The sequence below is a fragment of the Actinoplanes sp. NPDC048967 genome, assembly GCF_040649415.1.
Taxonomy (GTDB): domain Bacteria; phylum Actinomycetota; class Actinomycetes; order Mycobacteriales; family Micromonosporaceae; genus Actinoplanes.
Genome location: NZ_JBEZFL010000002.1, coordinates 777,157 through 795,421 on the forward strand (window position 1 = coordinate 777,157; position 18,265 = coordinate 795,421).

The window sequence follows — 18,265 nt, forward strand, 5'->3', positions numbered from 1 at the left end:
GGACCACCTAGCGGGCGTCTCCCTGGCCGCGGAAGAAGTCCCGGAGCAGCGTGGCGCATTCGTCCTCCAGGATGCCCGCGTAGACCTCGGGCCGGTGGGTCAGCCTGCGGTCCCGGACCACGTCCCAGAGCGAGCCCACCGCGCCCGTCTTCGGCTCCCAGGCGCCGAAGACGAGCCGGGACACCCGGGCCAGCACCAGCGCCCCGGCGCACATCGTGCACGGCTCCAGGGTCACCACGAGGGTGCAGCCGGTCAGCCGCCAGCTGCCGGTCAGCACGGCGGCCCGCCGCAACGCGATGATCTCCGCGTGCGCGGTCGGGTCGCCGGTCAGCTCGCGTTCGTTGCCGGCCGCGGCCAGCTCGACGCCGTCCGGGTCGTAGACGACCGCGCCCACCGGCACGTCCTCCGCCGAGGCGGACGCCACGGACAGTGCCCGTCGCATCCAGGTCTCGTGCCGGGGCCGGAGCATCAGACCTCGCGCAGCTCTTCCAGCTCGTCGCCGCAGCCGAGCTGCTGGCAGATCTCCGCGGTCACGTCGGCCGGGAGCATGCCTTCGAGCCCGCACAGCGTCAGCAGCCGGTGCGAGCTGACCCCCAGGTCGGCGAGCAGCTCGACGTCGCCCACCGGGTCGGCGTCGGGGTCGGCGGCCGGCCGGTCGTCCTCGTCGTCGTCATCGGCGCGCGGCGCGGCCAGGTCGTCGAGCTCCAGCGCCGGCGTCTCGACGTCGGCGAGCAGCAGAGCCCCGAGCCGCGACTCGTCGGCGAACGCCGAGTCGGAGCAGAACACCCGGACGTCCTCGCCCTCGTCCAGGCGCAGGATCACCAGATACTGGTCGTCGGCCTCGGCGAACAACAGCGACAACTCGGCGTCCGGCTCGGCGTCACGCAGCCGGTCCACCACCTCGTCGAGGTCGGCGACGCCGGTGAGCTGGAGCTCGGTGGCCGTCCAGCCGTTCTTGCCCCGGGCGACGGCGGCAGCGAAAGTCGACACGAATCCCCCCACGAAACCTGCGGTCCTCAGCGCCTGACGGTAGCCGGTGGTGCGCCGCTGATGCCGCGCCACGCCCCGAAGGGAGTAGCTATGTAACGAACTTGCATGGGTTTTCCGCCGCGGGTGGGCTCAGTTGGCGTGGCGGCGGCGATTCGCGATCAGTTCGCGGAGCCGGGCGCCGCGCAGGCGTTGCGGCTGGCTGTGCTCGCGGGCGGACTTGGCATCGGCCAGTGCGGCCAGAAGCTCCAGTCGGCGACGGCGACGATCGGGGTCGAGCCGTTGCGGTACGTGGGCCATGAGGCCGAGCGTGCCCAGCCGCGCGACGTTCGTCAAGGCCGAGTGCGCTGCGCCACCACAGGGGCACGGTTCGTCGATGACAAGGGGGTGCAGAGCTGGACAATCACCACAGCGGCCAGTCGTTCGTGGAGATCCACCGGGCTGTCACGAAACCTCCGGCGATCGACAGGCCGATGCCCGCCGCGAGGCCCACGCCGGTGGCCACGCCGCGGTCGCCCAGCACCGCCAGCACGATGGCGACCGCCCAGGCCGAGACGGCGGCGGTGAGGGTCCACCACGCATAGCCGGCCAGGTCACGGCCGAGGCTGCCGAAGAGGGCGAACCAGACCAGCGTCGCGCCCACGCCGGAGAGCAGCGGGGCGACGGCGATCGGGTGCGGCTCGCGGTAGACGGGCCGCGGGGGCAGGCCGATCGGGGCGGACGGACGGTCGGGCAGCCAGCCGGCGGGTGGCTGTGCCGCCGCGGGCCAGGCCCCGTGTTGTTCGGCCATGTCGCCTCCATCCGGCGGGGTCGGACGATCCCCGGCCAGCCTATCCACCCCCGCTGGGTCAGCGGGAACTGTTGGCGTCTGCCAGGATGGCCCGGTGCTTTCCCTGCGTACCCTCTCGGTCCTGACCGTCGCGGCGTTCTCGCTCGCGGCCTGCGGCTCGCCGGGCGACGCGCCCACGACCACCAGCGCGCCGCAGTTCCTGGAGCCGTCGCAGACGGCGCCGGCGGTTCCGACGCCGGACCCGGCCGGCACCCCGGAAAAGGCGCCGGCGGGCACGGTGACGTCCTCGGCGACCCCGAAGAAGACGCCCAGCAAGGCGCCCGCGACGGCGCCGGCCGGGCTGAAGTACGCCTTCCCGGTCAAGGCGTCCAACGTGGCCTTCCACCCGACGCACTCGAAGTATCCGGCGACGGACATCTTCGCCGACTGCGGTGAGACCGTGGTGGCGACCACCAGCGGCGTGGTGCTCGAGGTCAGCCGCAAGGACCAGTACGTGAAGGGTGCGCCGGACGGCCCCCTCAACGGCGGTCTGTCGGTTTCGATCCTGGGCGACGACGGCGTGCGCTACTACGGCTCGCACCTCAGCAAGATCCAGACCGGGATCAAGGCCGGTGTCCGGGTCAAGACCGGCCAGCAGCTCGGCAAGGTCGGCCACACCGGCAACGCCAACAACGTGTGCCACCTGCACTACGGCATCTCGCCGCCGTGCGCCAAGACCGGCGACTGGAAGGTCCGCCGCGGTGTGGTGTGGCCGGCGACGTTCCTCAAGTCCTGGCGGGCGAAGGGCAACAAGAGCCCGGTCGCCACGGTCGCGAAGTGGAAGAAGTCGCACAACTGCAAGGCCTGACGCACAGCACAGGGCCGCATCCCTCGCCCAAGAGATGCGGCCCCGCCGTGCGGATAAAGCTTTCCGGAGTCGGCTCAGCCGAACTGCGCGAAGCGTTTCTGTGAGCGCCCGCCGATCGTGGTGAAGGCGCCGCCCACGGCCAGCGCGCCGAGGCCGGGGTTGACGGCCATGGCCAGCACGCCTTCGACGCCGTTCGCGTCGGCGGTCCAGTCGCGCAGGTGGCCGTCGGTGGTGGCAAGGGCCGCGAGCTTGATCCGGTCGTCCGAGCCGTCCAGGCAGGTGCCCTGACTTCCGGTACGCGCGGTCCGGCACGCCCGGTCGAAGTGCCCCCCGACGTAGACGGTGTCGCCGAGCACGCCGATCGCCTGCGCGTTGCCGTCGAAGGTGGCCGTCCACCGCTTGACCCCGGTGGTGCTGTAGCTGCTGGCCGCGCCGCCCTGGCCGCCGTGCGCGGTGTAGACGCCGGTCGAGGTGACCGCCACGGCGTAGGTGATCACCGGGGGCCGGGGCTTGAAGCCGGTGACGATCGCGGCCGAGGACGGGTCCAGGGCCACCAGCCGGTCGTACCCGCTGGTGCCGTTGACTTTGTGGAACTTGCCACCGGCGTAGACCCGGCCACCGCCGGTCGCCAGCGACTCGACCTGGTCGTCCGCGGTCGGCTTCCACTTGGTGTCCAGAGCCCCGGTGGTCAGGTTGAAGGCGGCCAGCCGGGTGCGGCTCTGCCCGTTGACCTTGGTGATCGAGCCACCGAGGTAGAGCCGGCCTCCGGTGGCGGCCAGCGCGTACGGGCGGCCCTCGATGGTGTGCTTGAAGGTGCCGGCGACCGCGCCACTGCGCCCGTCGAGCCGGGCCAGGCTGTCGCGTCGCCGGCCCCCGACCGTGCCGAAGTCCCCGCCGACGTACACGGCCGAGCCGCTGGTGGCGATCGCCTTGACCCGGCCGTCCGCGACCGGCGCCCAGGGCAGCAGCTCACCGGTGACCGCGTTGATCGCGGCGAGCCGGCTGCGCGCAACCACCTTGCCCTTGACGACGGCGGCGGTGAAGTCGCCGCCGACGTAGACGGTGCTGCCGGAGTACGCGACAGCCAGCACGGTCCCGTTGAAGCTCGGCACGGCGTCCGATGATTCCGACGGTGCCGCCTGCGCCGGCGCGGCGAGCATGGCGATCGCCGCAGCCATCACGCCGATAACGGCGACTTTGTCCCTGTACGTCACATGATCACCGTAAAGGCGATGATCATCCTCGACCAGTGGCGAAACGGACCAAAACCGACAGGTCCGTACGGCTGATGCCGATCGTGTGCGAGAGTCTGCCGCGTGAACGTCGCAGTCATCGGCCTCGGTCTCATCGGCGGCTCGCTCCTGCGGGCCCTGGCCGCCCACGGGCACCACGTGGTCGGCTACGACGCCGGCGAACAGACCCGGGAGGCCGCGCGCGGGCTGGCCAGAGCGGCCGAGCTGCCACCCTCCGCCGATCCGGGCACCCGGACCATCGTCATCAAGGGCGACTGGCAGGTGGCCGAGAGCATCCCGGAGGCCGTCGCGGGCGCCGAGCTCGTCGTACTGGCCGTGCCGCTCCCGGCGCTGCCCGGCGTGCTGGCCGAGCTGACCGGCCACCCCGGCCTGATCACCGACGTCACCTCGGTCAAGGGTCCCGTGCGCGACCTGCTGCACGGCCGCCGGTTCGTCGGCGGACATCCGATGGCCGGCAAAGAATCGTCCGGCTTCCTCGCCTCCGAACCTCACCTGTTCGACGGTTGCGCCTGGGTGCTGTGCCTGGAGGAGGACGGCACCGACCTGGCCGACTGGCTGACGCTGGCCGGCCTCGTCACGACGCTGGGCGCCCGCGTCGTTCCCGTCACCGCCGCCGAGCACGACCGGGTGGTCGCCGAGATCAGCCACGTGCCGCATCTGCTGGCCGCCGCGCTGAGCACGGTGCTGACCGGCAATCCGCTGGCGGGCACGCTGGCCGCCGGCTCGTTCCGGGACGGCACCCGGGTGGCCGGCACCCGGCCGGAGCTCATCGCGGCCATGTGCGGCGGCAACGCCCCGGCCGTCCGGGAGGTGCTGGGCGGGATCCTCGCCGAACTGCGGAGCTACGGCCGGGAGCTGGTCGCGCCGGATCCGATCGCGGCCCTCACCGAACGGCTGCGGGTGCCGAGCGAACTGCGCCGGGCCTGGCCTGCGGCACCCGGCGAGCCGGCCGAGCTGACCGCCGAGCCGGGCGCGCTGCTCGCGCTGGGCCGGGCCGGAGGCTGGGTGACCGCGGTACGCGATGACCAGGTCTCGACAATGCGGCCAGGAAGTGACCGCAATAGTTCCTAGGCTGAGGCGGTAAGCCGGACAACAGGACAGGAGACAGGTCATGCCTGGTCAGGTCGGTGCCATCGCCAACGAGCAGGAGGGTCTGCTCGCGTACCTCGCCCAGATGCGGTACGTCGTCAGGCTGACCGCGTACGGCCTCAGCCCCGAGCAGTTGCGCGCCACGCCCACGGCCAGCCCGCTCACCGTCGGCGGCCTGATCAAGCACTGCGCGTCCACCGAGGAGGGCTGGATCGACGTCGTCCGGCGGGAGCCGCGCGAGCTGGACTACTCCGCGTACGAGGAGAACTTCGCGCTCAGCGACGGCGAGACGATCGACGAGGTCTTCGCCCGGTACGACCGGATCGCCGCCCGCACGGAGAAGACCGTGGCGGAGATCGGCGACCTCGACCGGGCCGTGCCGGTCGACCACTCCGTGCCCTGGAACCCCAAAGACCTGGACAACTGGTCGTTGCGCTGGGTGCTGCTGCACCTCATCCAGGAGACGGCCCGGCACGCGGGGCACGCCGACATCATCCGGGAGTCCGTGGACGGCGGGACCGCGTACCCGATCATGGCCGCCGCCGAGGGCTGGCCGGAGTCGCCCTGGATGAAGCCCTGGCAGCCCGCTTCCTAGGGCCGCTCGCCGCGGTCGAGGCGGATCACCCGGCGGTCCGTCACGATCGCGGTCACCAGGTCGTACGGGGTCACGTCGAAGGCCGGGTTGACCGCGGCCGCATAGTCGGTGACCTCGGCCGCGCCCCGGTCCTCGATCTCCACCGCGGCACCGTCCGGGGTGTCCAGGTCCACAGTCGACTCCGGTGCGACCACGACGAACGGCAGGCCGGCCCGCCGGGCACCGAGCGCGTGCGCGTAGCTGCCGACCTTGTTGATCACGTCACCGTTCGCGCAGATCCGGTCCGCGCCCAGGATCACCGCGTCGGCCTCGCCGCGGGCCAGCAGGAACGGCCCGGCCGAGTCCACCGCGACGCGGAAGTCGATGCCGGCCTCCCGCAGCTCCCACGCGGTCAGCCGGGCCCCCTGCAACAGCGGCCGGGTCTCGCTGGCGATGACCCCGGCCAGCGCGCCCCGGCGATGCAGTTCGGTCACGACCCCCAGGGCGGTGCCGCCGGTCACCGCCGCGAGCCCACCGGTGTTGCAGTGGGTCAGCAGCCGCGGCCGCGCCCCGCACAGCTCGACCATCAGGTCGGCGCCGAGCGCGGCCATCGCGGCCGAGGCGGCGATCTCCTCGTCGCGCACCACGCACGCCTCGGCCAGCACGGCCTGCGGCCCGGCGCCGAGCAGCGCCGCTGCCCGCCGGGCCCCGCGGGCGAGGTTCACGGCAGTCGGCCGGGCCCGCTCCACCAGCTGTACGGCGTCAGCCCGCGCCCGCTCGTCCCCGGCGAACTGCCTGGCTGCCAGGGCCACCCCGAAAGCCCCGGCCACCCCCAGCGCCGGCGCCCCGCGCACCGCCAGCGACCGGATCGCCGCGACCAGCTCGGCGACCGTGGTGAGCCGCAACACGCGCACCTCACCCGGCAGCGCCGTCTGGTCGATGATCTCGATGGCGTCGTCCACCCAGTCGATCGTCCGCATGGGCGGAGCCTAACCAACCAGCTCAGACCACCGAGCGGTCGGCGATCCGGTCCAGCACGCCGAGCAGGGCGTCCCGGCTCTCGCCGAGCTGCTCCCCGGTCCAGCGCTCCTCGACGGTCACCGTCACACCGGCGTGCGTGCGCAGCTCCGCCCTCACCGGGGTGCGCTTGGTGATGGTGGCCGCGACGATCTCCTCGTACGGCAGGAACCGGAAGCGGGTCGCGAGCTCCTCCACCGGCCCGGACGTCAGCAGGGCGCGCAGCCGGTCCTTGCCGTTGTCGGTCGCCTTGGGCGCGGGCACCAGGACCAGGCCCCGGTCCAGCAGCACCAGGTCGGTGTGCAGGCCGTCGACCTTGAGGTTGGCCATCGCGCCGATGATGTCGGAGCCGCTCGCGGTGGCCCGGCGCTCGACGATCGCCGCCGCCTCGACCCGGATGCCGGCCTCGGCCAGCCGGGCCCGGGCCTCCTCCAGCGTGGCCGGCGAGACGGCCAGCTTCGCCATCTCCTCGTAGTCCAGCTCGGCGCCGTGCGCGTCGACCAGCGTGACCGGCTCGGTCCACGAGTGCCGCCAGTACGCCGTGCCGGAACGGACCGCCGCCAGCGTGAACAGCATGTCCATCGCGCCGACGAACTTGCCCGCCGCCTCCTTGCGGGTGGCGTTCGGGTAGAACTCCTCGGCCAGCTCGCCCAGCCGGCCGGCCGCCACCAGGTCGAACAGGGTGCCCAGCCCCGGGTCCTCGGTGCCGGTGAGCCGGCCCAGCGAGCGGAACACCCGGTCCGCCTTGCGCTGCAGGCCCGCCGTGGTCGCGGCCGCGGTGAACTGCGGCCAGGACAGCACCTGGCGGCTGCCGACGTCGACGACCTCACGCTGCAGGGCGATGCCGGCGGTGGTGATCGAGGGCACCAGCATCGCGGCGGGCCGGCCGTCCACCGGGTGCGCGACCTGCGGCGCGTTCCGCATGAGGGCGATCCGCTCGGCCTGCGACGGGTGCGTGTCCCAGCGGGACCGGTGCTGCTCGGGCTGGTCGTCGCGCAGCCTGCCGAGCTCCTCGTGCCGGGCCGCGACGAGCCGGCCGAAGCCGCCGAAGAAGTCGTCCGGCGCGAAGCCGGCCTCCCAGCCCTGGTTGATGTACCGGTCGAAGTAGAAACCCCAGGCCGCGTCGATCACCGGCAGCTCCCGCAGGGCGGCGACGGCCACGTCGGGACCGGCGACCCGCACCGAGGCCCGGTCGGCGTCCAGCTCCTGGCGGCGCGAGACGGCGTTGTCGACCAGCAGATAGAGCCGGGCGTAACCACGGAAGGTCCAGCCGACCGGGTTCCACGGGCCGATCCGGCCGATGGTGTGCCCGATCGCGAGCCGCCCCCGGTACGCGACCGCGCCCAGCCGGGTGTGCTTGCCGGAGTAGTGGCCCAGCTCGTGCGCGACGACCGAGCGCAGCTGGTCGACGTTCATCGCCTGGAGCAGCGGCATGCCGAGGTACAGCCGGCGCCGGCCGCCGATCAGGCCGAGCAGCTTGGTGTCCTCGCTGACCGCGGCGTTGACCTCGGGCACCAGCCGGATCTCGTCGGGCGTACGGGTGCCGACCTCGTGGGCCAGGTGGTGCACCAGGGCCCACAGCTCGGGTGCCTCGTGCGGCGCGACGATGAGACCGTGCAGCGGCTCCGGCTGGGTCCGGATCGCCCGCCACAGCCCGACGACGGTGGCGCCCACCGCGAAGAGCAGTGGCAGGCCTAGTTTGATGCCCACGCCGGCGTTGCCGACGGTCGAGATCCACACGACCAACGCCAGCACGGCGACGAGCTGGAGCAGGGCGACGACGTAAAAACCGAGCAGCATGAAGACGGACGCGGCGGCGCGCAGCATGGTGTTTCCTCCCCGTGGCACCGCCCGTCTGCTCCGGACGGCGCAGGGAAGATATCGGCCTCGATCTTCGCCCGGCAACCCCTTCCGGGCAGGTCCGCGCGCGTCTAGCATCCCGTCCGGAGCCGAGGAGGACTCATCGCCATGTGGCCGTTCAAGCGCGCCGGCAGGTCGGCTGCCGTCATCGACCCCTGTCTCGGCGACGGGACCGCCCGGCGGCTCGACGAGGCGGCCGGCCGCGGCGACTGGTCCACCGTCTCGGCCGTGCTGACCCCCGTCGTGGATCAGGACCTGCGGGCCTTCTACGTCGGGGTGCTGGCCGACCGCAGCGGACCGCAGCCGTGGATCGGCAAGTGGCTCGCCGCCGAGCCCGAGTCCGCACTGCCGCACCTGGTCAAGGGCGCGCACGCGGTCCAGTGGGCGTGGGAGGCGCGCGGCAGTGGCACGGCCAGCACGGTCTCCGAGGAGCAGTTCGCCGCGTTCTTCCACCGTCTCAAGATTGCCGAGGACAGCCTGGACGAGGCGGTGAGCCGGGACCCGGCGGACGCCACCGCCTGGGCCGAGCTGATCAGCACGGCAATCGGCCGCCGGCTCGGGCTCGACGAGGCGGAGCGGCGGTTCAAGGAGGTCGTCGCCCGGCACCGCTGGCACCGGGCCGCGCACGCCCGGATGCTCCAGCAGAAGTGCGCCAAGTGGGGCGGCAGCGACGAACTGGCGCTGACGTTCGCCCGGGACACCGTCGACCTGATGCCGGCCGGCTGCTCGCTCGGCTCGATGGTGGCGGTGGCGCATTTCGAGGCGGCGCTGCAGGCCGACGGCAGCACCGAGGACTACCTGTCCCGGCCGGAGGTGCGCGCGGAGGTGCACGCGGCCGCGGACAAGTCCGTCGGGCATCCCGACTTCCGCCGCATCCCCGGGCACCAGACCGCCGACGGCTGGTTCGCCCTGGTCTTCCACCTGGCGGGCGACCACGCGGCGGCGGCCGAGCGTTTCGACGCCATCGGCGACCTGCCGACCGAGCTGCCGTGGGGCTACTACCGCGACGCCGGAAGGGCCTACGCGCGCTACCGCGCCAAGGCTTACCGAGCAGCCGGCCGCTCCTGAGTCCTAGTCTGGCGCCATGGCATCTCGTGATCCAGTCGCTGACCTGCGGCGTATCGCCTTCCTGCTGGAACGGGCGAACGAGGCGACGTACCGGGTGAAGGCCTTCCGGTCCGCGGCCGCGACGGTCGCCGCCCTGCCCGCCGCGGAGCTCGCCGAGCGGGCGGCCGCCGGCACGCTGTCGGAGTTGTCGGGCGTCGGCGATGTCACCGCCCGGTGTGTCGCCGAGTCGCTGAACGGTGAGGAGCCGGCCTACCTGCGGCGGCTGGCGGCCACCGAGGGCACTGATCTGCAAGGCGCCGCGGCGGCGCTGCGCGAGGCGTTGCGTGGGGACTGCCACGCCCATTCCGACTGGTCCGACGGTGGCTCGCCGATCGAGGAGATGGCGCTGGCCGCGGTCGAGCTCGGCCACGAGTATCTGGTCCTCACCGACCACTCACCCAGGTTGACCGTGGCCAACGGTCTGACCGCCGCGCGGTTGCGGCGCCAGCTCGACCATGTGGCCAAGCTGAACGACGCGCTGCCGGACGGCTTCCGGATCCTCACCGGCATCGAGGTGGACATCCTGGCCGACGGCTCGCTGGACCAGGAGGACGAGCTGCTGGCCCGCCTGGACGTCGTGGTCGGTTCGGTGCACAGCAACCTGCGCGACGACTCGGCGAAGATGACCCGCCGGATGCTGGCGGCGATCGAGAACCCGCACCTGGACATCCTGGGCCACCTGACCGGCCGCAAGGTGGCTGCGGCCGGCGCCGGCGACAAGGGGCACCGGGCCGGGCGGACCCGCCCGCCGAGCGACTTCGACGTCAAGAAGGTGCTGGCCGCGTGCGTCGAGCACGGCAAGGCGGTGGAGATCAACTCGCGGCCGGACCGGCTCGACCCACCCAAGCGGATGCTGACCGTGGCGGTGGAGGCGGGCTGCCTGTTCAGCATCGACACCGACGCGCACGCGCCCGGCCAGCTCGACTGGCAACGGTACGGCTGTGAGCGCGCGGCGCTGTGCGGCGTACCGGTGGACCGGGTGGTGAATTCGTGGCCGGCCGACCGCCTGCTGGAGTGGACCGCCGGTCACTCCGGCGGCAATTAGGGGACGCACCGCGCCGGTGGCTCCCGTAGGGTCGGCGCGTGGGACAGATTGATGACCTCGCCAACAACTACGTCGACGAGTGGGCTCCGCTCAACCCGACCGGTGCGACCTTCATCGGCGTGGCCGGCCACGACGCCGAGCTCGACGATCTCTCGCCGGACGGCTTCGCGGCCCAGGCCGAGCTGACCCGGAGCACGCTGGCCCGGCTGGATCCGTTGGAGCCGGCGACCGAGTCCGAGCACGTGGCCAAGGACGCGATGCAGGAGCGCCTGGGTCTCGAGCTGGCCCGCTACGACGCCGGCGACATAGCCAGCGACCTCAACGTCATCTCCAGCCCGCTGCACGGGCTGCGGATGGTGTTCGACCTGATGCCGACCCAGGGCGAGGAGGCGCTGGCGAACATCTCGGCCCGGCTCGCGAGTTTCCCCCGGGCGCTGGAGCAGTACAAGCGGACCCTGCTCGAGGAGGCCGCGCGCGGCAACGTCAGCGCGCGGGTGCAGATGGTCGAGGTCGCCGAGCAATGCGACGCCTGGACAGATCCCTCGCGGGACAACTTCTTCCACCGGCTGGCCGACGGGCTCGGCGCCGACGGCACGCTCGGCGCGGAGCTGCAGCGCAACGCCGCGGCCGCCACCGCCGCCACGGCCGGGTTCGGGGAGTTCCTGCGCGCCGAGCTCGCCCCGCACGGCCGGGACAAGGAGGCGGCCGGGCCGGAGCGCTACGCCCGCGCGTCGCAGTACTTCCTGGGTGCGCGCGTGGACCAGGCGGAGACGTACGCCTGGGGCTTCGAGGAGCTGGCCCGGCTGGAACGCGAGATGCGCGTGGTCGCGGCGGAGATCGCCGGCTCCGGTGCGAGCGTCGACGAGGCGGTGGCGGTGCTGGACGCCGACCCGGCCCGGCGGATCCCCGGCAAGGACGCCTTCCGCGACTGGATGCAGGCGCTGGCCGACAAGGCGGTGTCGGCGCTCGACGGCACCCACTTCGACATCCCGGAGCCGGTCCGCGCCATCGAGTGCTGCCTGGCCCCGACCAGCGACGGCGGCATCTACTACACCGGGCCGAGCGAGGACTTCAGCCGGCCCGGGCGGATGTGGTGGGCCGTGCCGGAGGGCATGACCGAGTTCTCCACCTGGCGGGAGGTGACCACCGTCTACCACGAGGGCGTGCCGGGTCATCACCTGCAGATCGGCCAGACGATCTACCGCGCCGAGCTGCTCAACCGCTGGCAACGACTGCTCTGCTTCTGCTCGGGGCACGCCGAGGGCTGGGCCCTGTACGCCGAGCGCCTGATGGACGACCTCGGTTACCTGGCCGACCCGGGTGACCGGCTGGGCATGCTCGACGGGCAGGCGCTGCGGGCCAGCCGGGTGATCGTGGACATCGGCATGCACCTGGAGCTGGAGATCCCGCGCGACAACCCGTTCGGCTTCCACCCCGGTGAGCGCTGGACGCCCGAGCTGGGCTGGGAGTTCCTGCGGGCGCACACCCGGATGAACGAGGAGGTGCTGCGCTTCGAGTGGAAGCGGTACCTGGGCTGGCCGGGGCAGGCGCCGTCGTACAAGGTCGGCGAGCGCATCTGGTTGCAGGCCCGCGAGGACGCGAAGGCCCGCCAGGGTGCCGACTTCGACCTCAAGGTCTTCCACCGGCAGGCGCTCGACCTCGGCGCTCTGGGCCTGGATCCGCTCCGGAAGGCCCTGGCCCGCCTCTGACCGCTTGATCCACACCAGCCAGAACGGCCCGCCCGGCCTTCCGCCGGGCGGGCTTTCTCATGAAATCGTCCGCATCGCGAGACGGACAGCGTGTCCGTCTAACTACTCTGCGTATCATTTTAGCGCTACGTAAGGTGTTCGTTACCGAACGGAGACAATGCGGGACGGCGCCATCGGCTTCCATTGTGGAACGCTTTCCTTGCTACCCAGCAAGCGCCGAACGCGCCTACGAAGTTCGTTCGCCGCGCTGTGAACGGCAACCCCGAGCATCCTTTTCTATCCGTCCCGGTGCTGGCAGAGGCCGGTTTCCGCCGCGCGGTACAACCACCGCGCCCCCGAGGCGTATCCCCCGATCAGCCGAGCCAACTCTGACCCTTGGAAAGGGGTCGCATGATTATTTCTCGGATAGATTGACCCGGATCGGTGCGCCCGCTTGGCTACGGAGGGTAGCCGCCAAAACGGTCTATCGCGGATGCATGGCGGAGGAATTGGCAATGTCAGTCTCGGTGGACAACCGGCGAACCCGTACGCGCTCAGCGCTGGCGGCTGTTTTGACGGTCTTGATTCTTGTCCCGGCGGCGATCCTGTTCGCCAGCGTGTGGGGCACCATCTCCGACAAGCGCGACGACACGCGGCTGGAGAAGCAGGGCGTGGAGTACATCTCCGCCCTTGCTCCCCTGGTGAGCTCACTCGCCGAGGCACAGTCCTCGGCCCTGGCCGGCGTCACGGCCGCCCCCGGCTCGCTGAGCGCCGCGATCAACGGTGTCGCGGCGGTGGACCAGCGCCTGGGTGACGAGCTGAACACCCGGGACCGCTGGACCGGCCTCAAGCAGAAGATCGACCAGCTCGGCAAGGTCACCGGCGGCCCGGTCGCGGTGTTCCAGGCGCACGTCGAGGTCACCGACCTCACCCTGGAGCTCTACGACACCGTGCGGGACAACGCCGAGCTGGCCCGGGACCCGGACAACGACATCTCGCACCTGCAGGAGGCCGTCGCGGTCGATCTGCCGGAATCCGTCGTGCAGGTCAGCCGGATGGGAGACCTCAGCCAGCTGGTCGCCCGGGCCGACGACAAGGCCCGCGCGCAGATCGCTCCCCAGTTCGGCGCGGCCGTGCAGGCCGTGGACTCCTCGGTCAACGAACTCACCGACAACCTGCAGGCCGCGGTCGACGACACCAGCAGCGTCTCGCTGAGCGGCAACCTGGTCAACGGGCTGGACTCGTTCCGGCGCGGGGTGGAGTCGCTGACCCGCGGCGCCAACCCGGGCGGCGCCCCGAACGCGGCCACCATGGCGACCGCGCAGAGCCAGCTGCAGACCTCGCTGGCCAACCTCTCCGGCATCGTGACCCGGGAGATGACCGCCCTGCTCGACGACCGGCTGGACAGCCTCGACAACGACATGATCGTGGCGCTGGCCTCGGCCGCCGCCGCCGTCCTGCTGGTCGCCGCGGCCATGATGGTGCCGCTCACCGGCAGGGGCCAGCGGCTCTTCCCGGCGGCCCCCGAGGCGGGTCCCCGCGACCTGAACGTGGGCCCGACCGGACCGGAGACCGACCGCACCGAACCCGGGCACCGCGCACCGGCGTACGGCGAGGTCAACCCCACACGGCGGGAGCGATCCGGTGCTCTTCGGTAAGCTCCGCATCCTCGGCAAGCTGACGCTGCTGGTCCTGGTCCCGCTCCTCGGGGTCGTCCTGCTCGCGCTGCCGATCGTCGCCAACCGCATCGACGTGGCCGGCAAGGCCCAGGACACCGCCGACACGGTCCTGCTGGCCACCCGGGTCGGCTCGGCCGTCCAGGAGCTGTCGGAGGAGCGCCTGCTCTCCGTGGGCTTCCTGTTCGGCCTGGTCGGTCAGCCCCAGCTGGTGGTGCAGAGCGCCGAGTCGACCGACCGCATCCTCGCCCTCAAGCGTCTCGACCAGCCGCTCACCCCGCAGCTCACCCGGGCCGTGGACGCGATCAAGCGGCTGGAGGGCACCCGGGCCAACATCCTGAACCGGACCATCCGCCCGGACCAGATCTCGGCCGAGTTCACCGCCGTGATCACCCCGATCCTGGACGGGCTCGACCTGCAACGCGCGGCCGACCTCACGACCGCCACCGGCCGCCAGGTGTTCGCGCTGGACCAGGCGCTGCGCAGTGACGACCTGATCAGCCAGGCCTCCAGCCAGCTGACCGCGGCCGTGGCGACGCAGAACGCCGGACTGACCAACCTGTTCTCGTCCACCCTGCTGCAGCTGCAGTTCATCATCGGTGGCGCGCAGGCCTACTTCACCCCCGATCAGTACAAGCTGTACCTGGGCGCCCAGCAGGCGTTCTCGGCCCGCGTGGGTGACCAGTTCTTCGCCCGCGCGGCCACCGACCCCGCCTCGGCGGTCAAGCTGCTCAAGCCCGACACGCTGTACCCGTCGCTGCTGTCCGTCATCGTGCTCGGCGGCTTCGTGGAGAAGCGGATCGCCGCCGACGTGGACGCCGCCGTGGCCGACGACCGCCAGGACGCCCTGCGCACGGCCGGCCTGGTCGGCGGTGGCGCGGTGCTCCTGCTGCTCATCGTCATCGCGCTGTCACTGTTGATGGCCCGCGCGGTCGCCCGGCCGCTGCGCCGCCTGACCGGCTCCGCCGAGCGCATCGCCCGCGCCGCCGAGGCCGAGCTCGAGCGGGTCGCCGACGACGACGCCGAATCGGCCCGCCCGATCCGGCTCGACGCGGTCGACGTGCAGGCCCAGGACGAGATCGGTGACCTGGCCCGGGCCTTCGACCGGGTGCAGAACACCGCCGCCCGGCTGGTGGAACGGCAGGTGCTGGGCCGCCGCAACGTCGCCCAGATGTTCGGTCACGTCGGTCGCCGCACCCAGAACCTGGTCGGCCGCCAGCTCGCCCTGATCGACAACCTGGAGCGCCGGGAGACCGACAGCGACCGCCTGCGCGAGCTGTACCGGCTCGACCACATGTCCAGCCGCCTCCGCCGGAACGCGAGCAGCCTGGTCGTGCTCTCCGGTGCCGTCGGCGCGAACGACCACATGGCCCCGCTGTCCCTGTCCGACGTCGTGCGGCTCGCCCTCGGTGAGATCGAGGACTACACCCGCGTGGACGTCGAGGTGCCGGAGGAGATCGTGGTCGTGCCGGCCGTACTGGCCGACCTGACCCTGCTGCTCGCCGAGCTGATGGAGAACGCGACGTCGTTCTCGCCGCCGCACACCCGGGTCACCGTCAGCGCGGCGGAGCTGCGCGGCGGAGCCCGCCTGGCGATCGTCGACCGTGGCCTGGGCCTGGCGCCGGAACGCCTCGCCGAGGAGAACGCCCGGCTGACCCGCCGTGAGCGGCTCGACCTGGCCCCCAGTGAGGTGCTCGGCCTGTTCGTGGTCGGCCGCCTCGCCCGGCGGCACGGCATCGAGGTCACCCTCACCGACACGCCCGAGGGCGGCGTCACCGCGTGGGTCGACCTGGGCCCGGCCCACCTCGTGGCACCTCGCGAGGCCATGCCGCCGATGCAGCCGATCCAGGCCACCGTGCCCAGCCACCACACCGAGTTCGCGCCGCTGATCGCGGGCGCGTCGGGCCGGTCGGTGCCGGGCAGCGCCCAGCCGTTCGACCCGAACGTGCTGCACCGCGCGACCAAGACGCTGGAGGCGGGCCGCTCCTGGAACGCCTTCGCCCCGGTCCGCGCCGGTGCCCCGGCGCTGGAGGCGGCCCCGAGCGGCTACGCGGAGCAGCAGGCCCACCAGTCGGCGTACGAGGTGCCGGCCGGTTACGACGCCGGCACGCCGGTGGCCGGGCGCTTCCCCGCGACCGCCCCGGAGCTGCCGTCGGCCGGCCGGTACGCCGAGCCGGAGGTGGTGGAGGGACCGATCGTCATGTCGGCGCCGTCCGACGCGATTCAGCTCCCGCGCCAGCGCACCGAGGCGGAGTCGTACCACCGCCCCGAGCCGAACAGGTTCGAGCAGCCGGCTCAGCCCGTACCCCCGGTGCCGCAGCAGCGCACGAGCCCGGAGGGGCGCAACGGTGCCCCCGTCACCCCGCTGCGCCGTCGCGTGCCCGGCAACCAGCTGCCGGTGGAGTCCGGGCCGAAGCTGCCGGTAACCCCGCCGACCTCGGACGACGCCCTGGCGGCCCGCGAGGCGTTCGAGGCCTTCGAGGCCGGCGTCTCCCGCGCCCAGTGGGACGTCATCGAGCAGGACATGTCGTCCCCGCCGGCCGCCGGCCACCCGCCGCTGAGCCGCCGGGTGCCGGGCGCGACGCTGCCGGTGGGTGACCCGCCGATGAACCCGGTGCCGGCCGCCTCGCCGGCCCAGCCGCTCGACCCGGACGCCGCGCGCGCACAGATGGAACAGTTCGAGTACGGCGTCGCCCGCGCATTGCACGAAACCCAGCCACAACCAGAGGGACAACCGCGATGACTTCCCCCTACTCCACCGAAACCGGCAACGGTCGCGACTACGCGCAATCCCAGCTCAGTGCCGAGGCCAAGACCTTCAACTGGCTGCTTGACTCGTTCACGTCCGGCACCGCGGGAGTCGTCGAAGCGATCGCCGTCTCGTCCGACGGTCTGCTGATGGCCATGTCCGCGATCAAGGACCGGCCCAACGCCGAGCGTCTCGCGGCGGTCGTGTCCGGCCTGACCAGCCTGGCCGGCGGCGCCGCGAGCTGGTACGCGCTGGGCAGCCTCAACCGGGTCATCATCGACATGGCCGACGGCTACCTGCTGGTCACCGCGATCAGCGCCGGCTCGGTGCTGGGCGTCATCGCCGACCGCACCGCCAACCTGGGCACGCTGGCGTACGAGATGACGTTGTTCGCCACGCGGGCCGGCGGCGCACTCAGCCCGCGGCTCATCGCTGAATTGAAGAACGCCGTCCAGCAATGAGACAACCGGCCGACCCCGACGACCCGGAACACCCGGCGGCGCCAGGTGTCCGGCCGTATCTGCGCAACACGGGCACCGGCGCGCGGTACCAACCGGCACCGCCGTCGGCGCCCCCTCCCGGGCCCCCACCCGGCGAGCAGACCACGTCGCTGCGTCCGTTCGTCCTCACCTCCGGACGCGTCGACGGGCTCGACCCCAACATCGGGCTGGAGACCCAGGTCAGCTCGCACCCGGGCGCGCTTTCCGCGCGTCTGTCGCCCGAACAGCGGGCGATCGTGCACCTCTGCGGCGAGCCGCTGTCGGTGGCGGAGATCTCCGCCCGGCTCCGGATGCACCTCGGCGTCACCCGGATTCTCGTCGGCGACCTGAGGGCCGCCGGACACCTTGACGTTCACGTGTTGGAGAACGACTTCCCCGACCCCGAGACCATCATGCGAGTGATCCGTGGACTTCGATCCATATCCTGACCGCCGCGTCGTCGGCACGGCACGGGTGCCCAACGGGCCCCAGCGGACCGCACCCCCGGTGCCGGTCAAAATCATCGTGGCCGGCGGCTTCGGCGTGGGCAAGACGACCACCGTGGGGGCCATCTCCGAGATCTCGCCGCTGACCACCGAGGCGGAGATGACCATGGAGGGGGTCGGCGTGGACGACCCGGGCCAGGCGTCCGGCAAGACCACCACGACCATCGCCATGGACTTCGGCTGTGTGACCATCGACCAGACGCTGAAGCTGTACCTGTTCGGCACGCCGGGCCAGACCCGCTTCGCGTTCATGTGGGACGACCTCGTCCGTGGCGCCCTGGGCGCGCTCGTCGTGGTCGATACGACCCGGATCGATGACTGTTATCCCGCGGTGGACTATTTCGAGCGGGCCGGGCTGCCGTTCGTGGTCGGCGTCAACACCTTCAACGGACAGCTGGGCTACAACCTGGACGAGGTGCGCTGGGCCCTCGCCGTCCGCGATGACGTGCCGATCGTCCAGTTCGATGCCCGCTTCCGGGGGTCGGTGCGGGATGCTCTGCTGGTGGTCCTGGACCAGGCTCTCGACAAGGCCATGAAGATGCGGTCGTAAGGTGGCGGGGCTCACTGTGCGCCGGGTCGCTTCGTAGCCGGTTCCCAA

At 72.1% G+C, this 18,265-nt stretch carries 18 protein-coding genes; 11 read left to right on the top strand and 7 right to left on the bottom strand.

Features of this window, described 5'->3' with window-relative positions:
- Positions 1-7: 7 nt before the first annotated feature.
- The 4 genes from tadA to AB0C12_RS10385 form a co-directional block, all read right to left on the bottom strand.
- Positions 8-469 carry a tRNA adenosine(34) deaminase TadA gene (tadA, locus tag AB0C12_RS10370; protein ID WP_360546251.1) on the bottom strand — a complete coding sequence of 154 codons (462 nt, stop codon included), beginning with the start codon at positions 467-469 and terminating at the stop codon, positions 8-10.
- Complete coding sequence (locus AB0C12_RS10375) at positions 469-990, bottom strand: tRNA adenosine deaminase-associated protein (protein ID WP_360546253.1); 522 nt, start codon at positions 988-990, stop codon at positions 469-471. The genes tadA and AB0C12_RS10375 overlap by 1 nt, the downstream gene beginning before the upstream one ends.
- 129 nt (positions 991-1,119) lie before the next feature.
- Complete coding sequence (locus tag AB0C12_RS10380; protein WP_212987928.1) at positions 1,120-1,323, bottom strand: hypothetical protein; 204 nt, start codon at positions 1,321-1,323, stop codon at positions 1,120-1,122.
- Positions 1,324-1,390: 67 nt separating this feature from the next.
- The gene (locus tag AB0C12_RS10385; protein ID WP_360546255.1) at positions 1,391-1,777 is read right to left on the bottom strand and encodes a hypothetical protein; all 387 of its coding nucleotides are present in this window, start codon (positions 1,775-1,777) and stop codon (positions 1,391-1,393) included.
- Between the two features lie 94 nt (positions 1,778-1,871).
- On the opposite strand from AB0C12_RS10385, the gene AB0C12_RS10390 reads away from it, so the two are divergent.
- Positions 1,872-2,624, top strand: coding sequence for a peptidoglycan DD-metalloendopeptidase family protein (locus tag AB0C12_RS10390; RefSeq protein ID WP_360546257.1), 753 nt, complete (start codon positions 1,872-1,874; stop codon positions 2,622-2,624).
- Between the two features lie 74 nt (positions 2,625-2,698).
- Here the strand turns inward: AB0C12_RS10390 and AB0C12_RS10395 are convergent, their stop codons facing one another.
- Positions 2,699-3,838 (bottom strand): hypothetical protein, encoded by a 1,140-nt coding sequence (locus AB0C12_RS10395; RefSeq protein ID WP_360546259.1) that lies wholly within the window; start codon positions 3,836-3,838, stop codon positions 2,699-2,701.
- A 102-nt stretch (positions 3,839-3,940) separates the two neighbouring features.
- Between AB0C12_RS10395 and AB0C12_RS10400 the strand changes: the two genes are divergently transcribed.
- Both AB0C12_RS10400 and AB0C12_RS10405 read left to right on the top strand, forming a co-directional pair.
- Positions 3,941-4,948, top strand: coding sequence for a prephenate dehydrogenase/arogenate dehydrogenase family protein (locus tag AB0C12_RS10400; protein ID WP_360546261.1), 1,008 nt, complete (start codon positions 3,941-3,943; stop codon positions 4,946-4,948).
- A 40-nt stretch (positions 4,949-4,988) separates the two neighbouring features.
- Positions 4,989-5,561: a DinB family protein gene (locus tag AB0C12_RS10405; RefSeq protein ID WP_360546263.1), complete on the top strand. Its 573-nt coding sequence runs from the start codon at positions 4,989-4,991 to the stop codon at positions 5,559-5,561.
- Here AB0C12_RS10405 and mtnA read toward each other — a convergent pair.
- Both mtnA and AB0C12_RS10415 read right to left on the bottom strand, forming a co-directional pair.
- Complete coding sequence (mtnA, locus tag AB0C12_RS10410; RefSeq protein WP_360546265.1) at positions 5,558-6,520, bottom strand: S-methyl-5-thioribose-1-phosphate isomerase; 963 nt, start codon at positions 6,518-6,520, stop codon at positions 5,558-5,560. The two genes, AB0C12_RS10405 and mtnA, sit on opposite strands and share 4 nt — an antisense overlap.
- A 22-nt stretch (positions 6,521-6,542) precedes the next feature.
- Entirely contained in the window at positions 6,543-8,384 is a 1,842-nt protein-coding gene (locus tag AB0C12_RS10415; RefSeq protein WP_360546267.1) for a M48 family metallopeptidase, read from the bottom strand.
- Positions 8,385-8,525: 141 nt separating this feature from the next.
- Here AB0C12_RS10415 and AB0C12_RS10420 point away from each other — a divergent pair, with 141 nt between their 5' ends.
- The 8 genes from AB0C12_RS10420 to AB0C12_RS10455 all read left to right on the top strand — a co-directional run bounded on the left by AB0C12_RS10420 (position 8,526) and on the right by AB0C12_RS10455 (position 18,217).
- Positions 8,526-9,485 carry a hypothetical protein gene (locus tag AB0C12_RS10420; protein WP_360546269.1) on the top strand — a complete coding sequence of 320 codons (960 nt, stop codon included), beginning with the start codon at positions 8,526-8,528 and terminating at the stop codon, positions 9,483-9,485.
- Between the two features lie 16 nt (positions 9,486-9,501).
- Entirely contained in the window at positions 9,502-10,569 is a 1,068-nt protein-coding gene (locus tag AB0C12_RS10425; protein WP_360546271.1) for a PHP domain-containing protein, read from the top strand.
- Positions 10,570-10,607: 38 nt separating this feature from the next.
- Positions 10,608-12,278: a DUF885 domain-containing protein gene (locus AB0C12_RS10430; RefSeq protein ID WP_360546273.1), complete on the top strand. Its 1,671-nt coding sequence runs from the start codon at positions 10,608-10,610 to the stop codon at positions 12,276-12,278.
- Positions 12,279-12,838: 560 nt separating this feature from the next.
- Positions 12,839-13,915, top strand: coding sequence for a hypothetical protein (locus tag AB0C12_RS10435; RefSeq protein ID WP_360546274.1), 1,077 nt, complete (start codon positions 12,839-12,841; stop codon positions 13,913-13,915).
- Positions 13,902-16,676: an ATP-binding protein gene (locus AB0C12_RS10440; RefSeq protein ID WP_360546276.1), complete on the top strand. Its 2,775-nt coding sequence runs from the start codon at positions 13,902-13,904 to the stop codon at positions 16,674-16,676. Before AB0C12_RS10435 ends, AB0C12_RS10440 begins: the two co-directional genes overlap by 14 nt.
- Positions 16,673-17,143: a roadblock/LC7 domain-containing protein gene (locus AB0C12_RS10445; protein ID WP_360546278.1), complete on the top strand. Its 471-nt coding sequence runs from the start codon at positions 16,673-16,675 to the stop codon at positions 17,141-17,143. Before AB0C12_RS10440 ends, AB0C12_RS10445 begins: the two co-directional genes overlap by 4 nt.
- Positions 17,140-17,610 carry a DUF742 domain-containing protein gene (locus tag AB0C12_RS10450; RefSeq protein ID WP_360546280.1) on the top strand — a complete coding sequence of 157 codons (471 nt, stop codon included), beginning with the start codon at positions 17,140-17,142 and terminating at the stop codon, positions 17,608-17,610. Before AB0C12_RS10445 ends, AB0C12_RS10450 begins: the two co-directional genes overlap by 4 nt.
- Entirely contained in the window at positions 17,588-18,217 is a 630-nt protein-coding gene (locus AB0C12_RS10455; RefSeq protein WP_360546282.1) for an ATP/GTP-binding protein, read from the top strand. The genes AB0C12_RS10450 and AB0C12_RS10455 overlap by 23 nt, the downstream gene beginning before the upstream one ends.
- Positions 18,218-18,265: the final 48 nt, after the last annotated feature.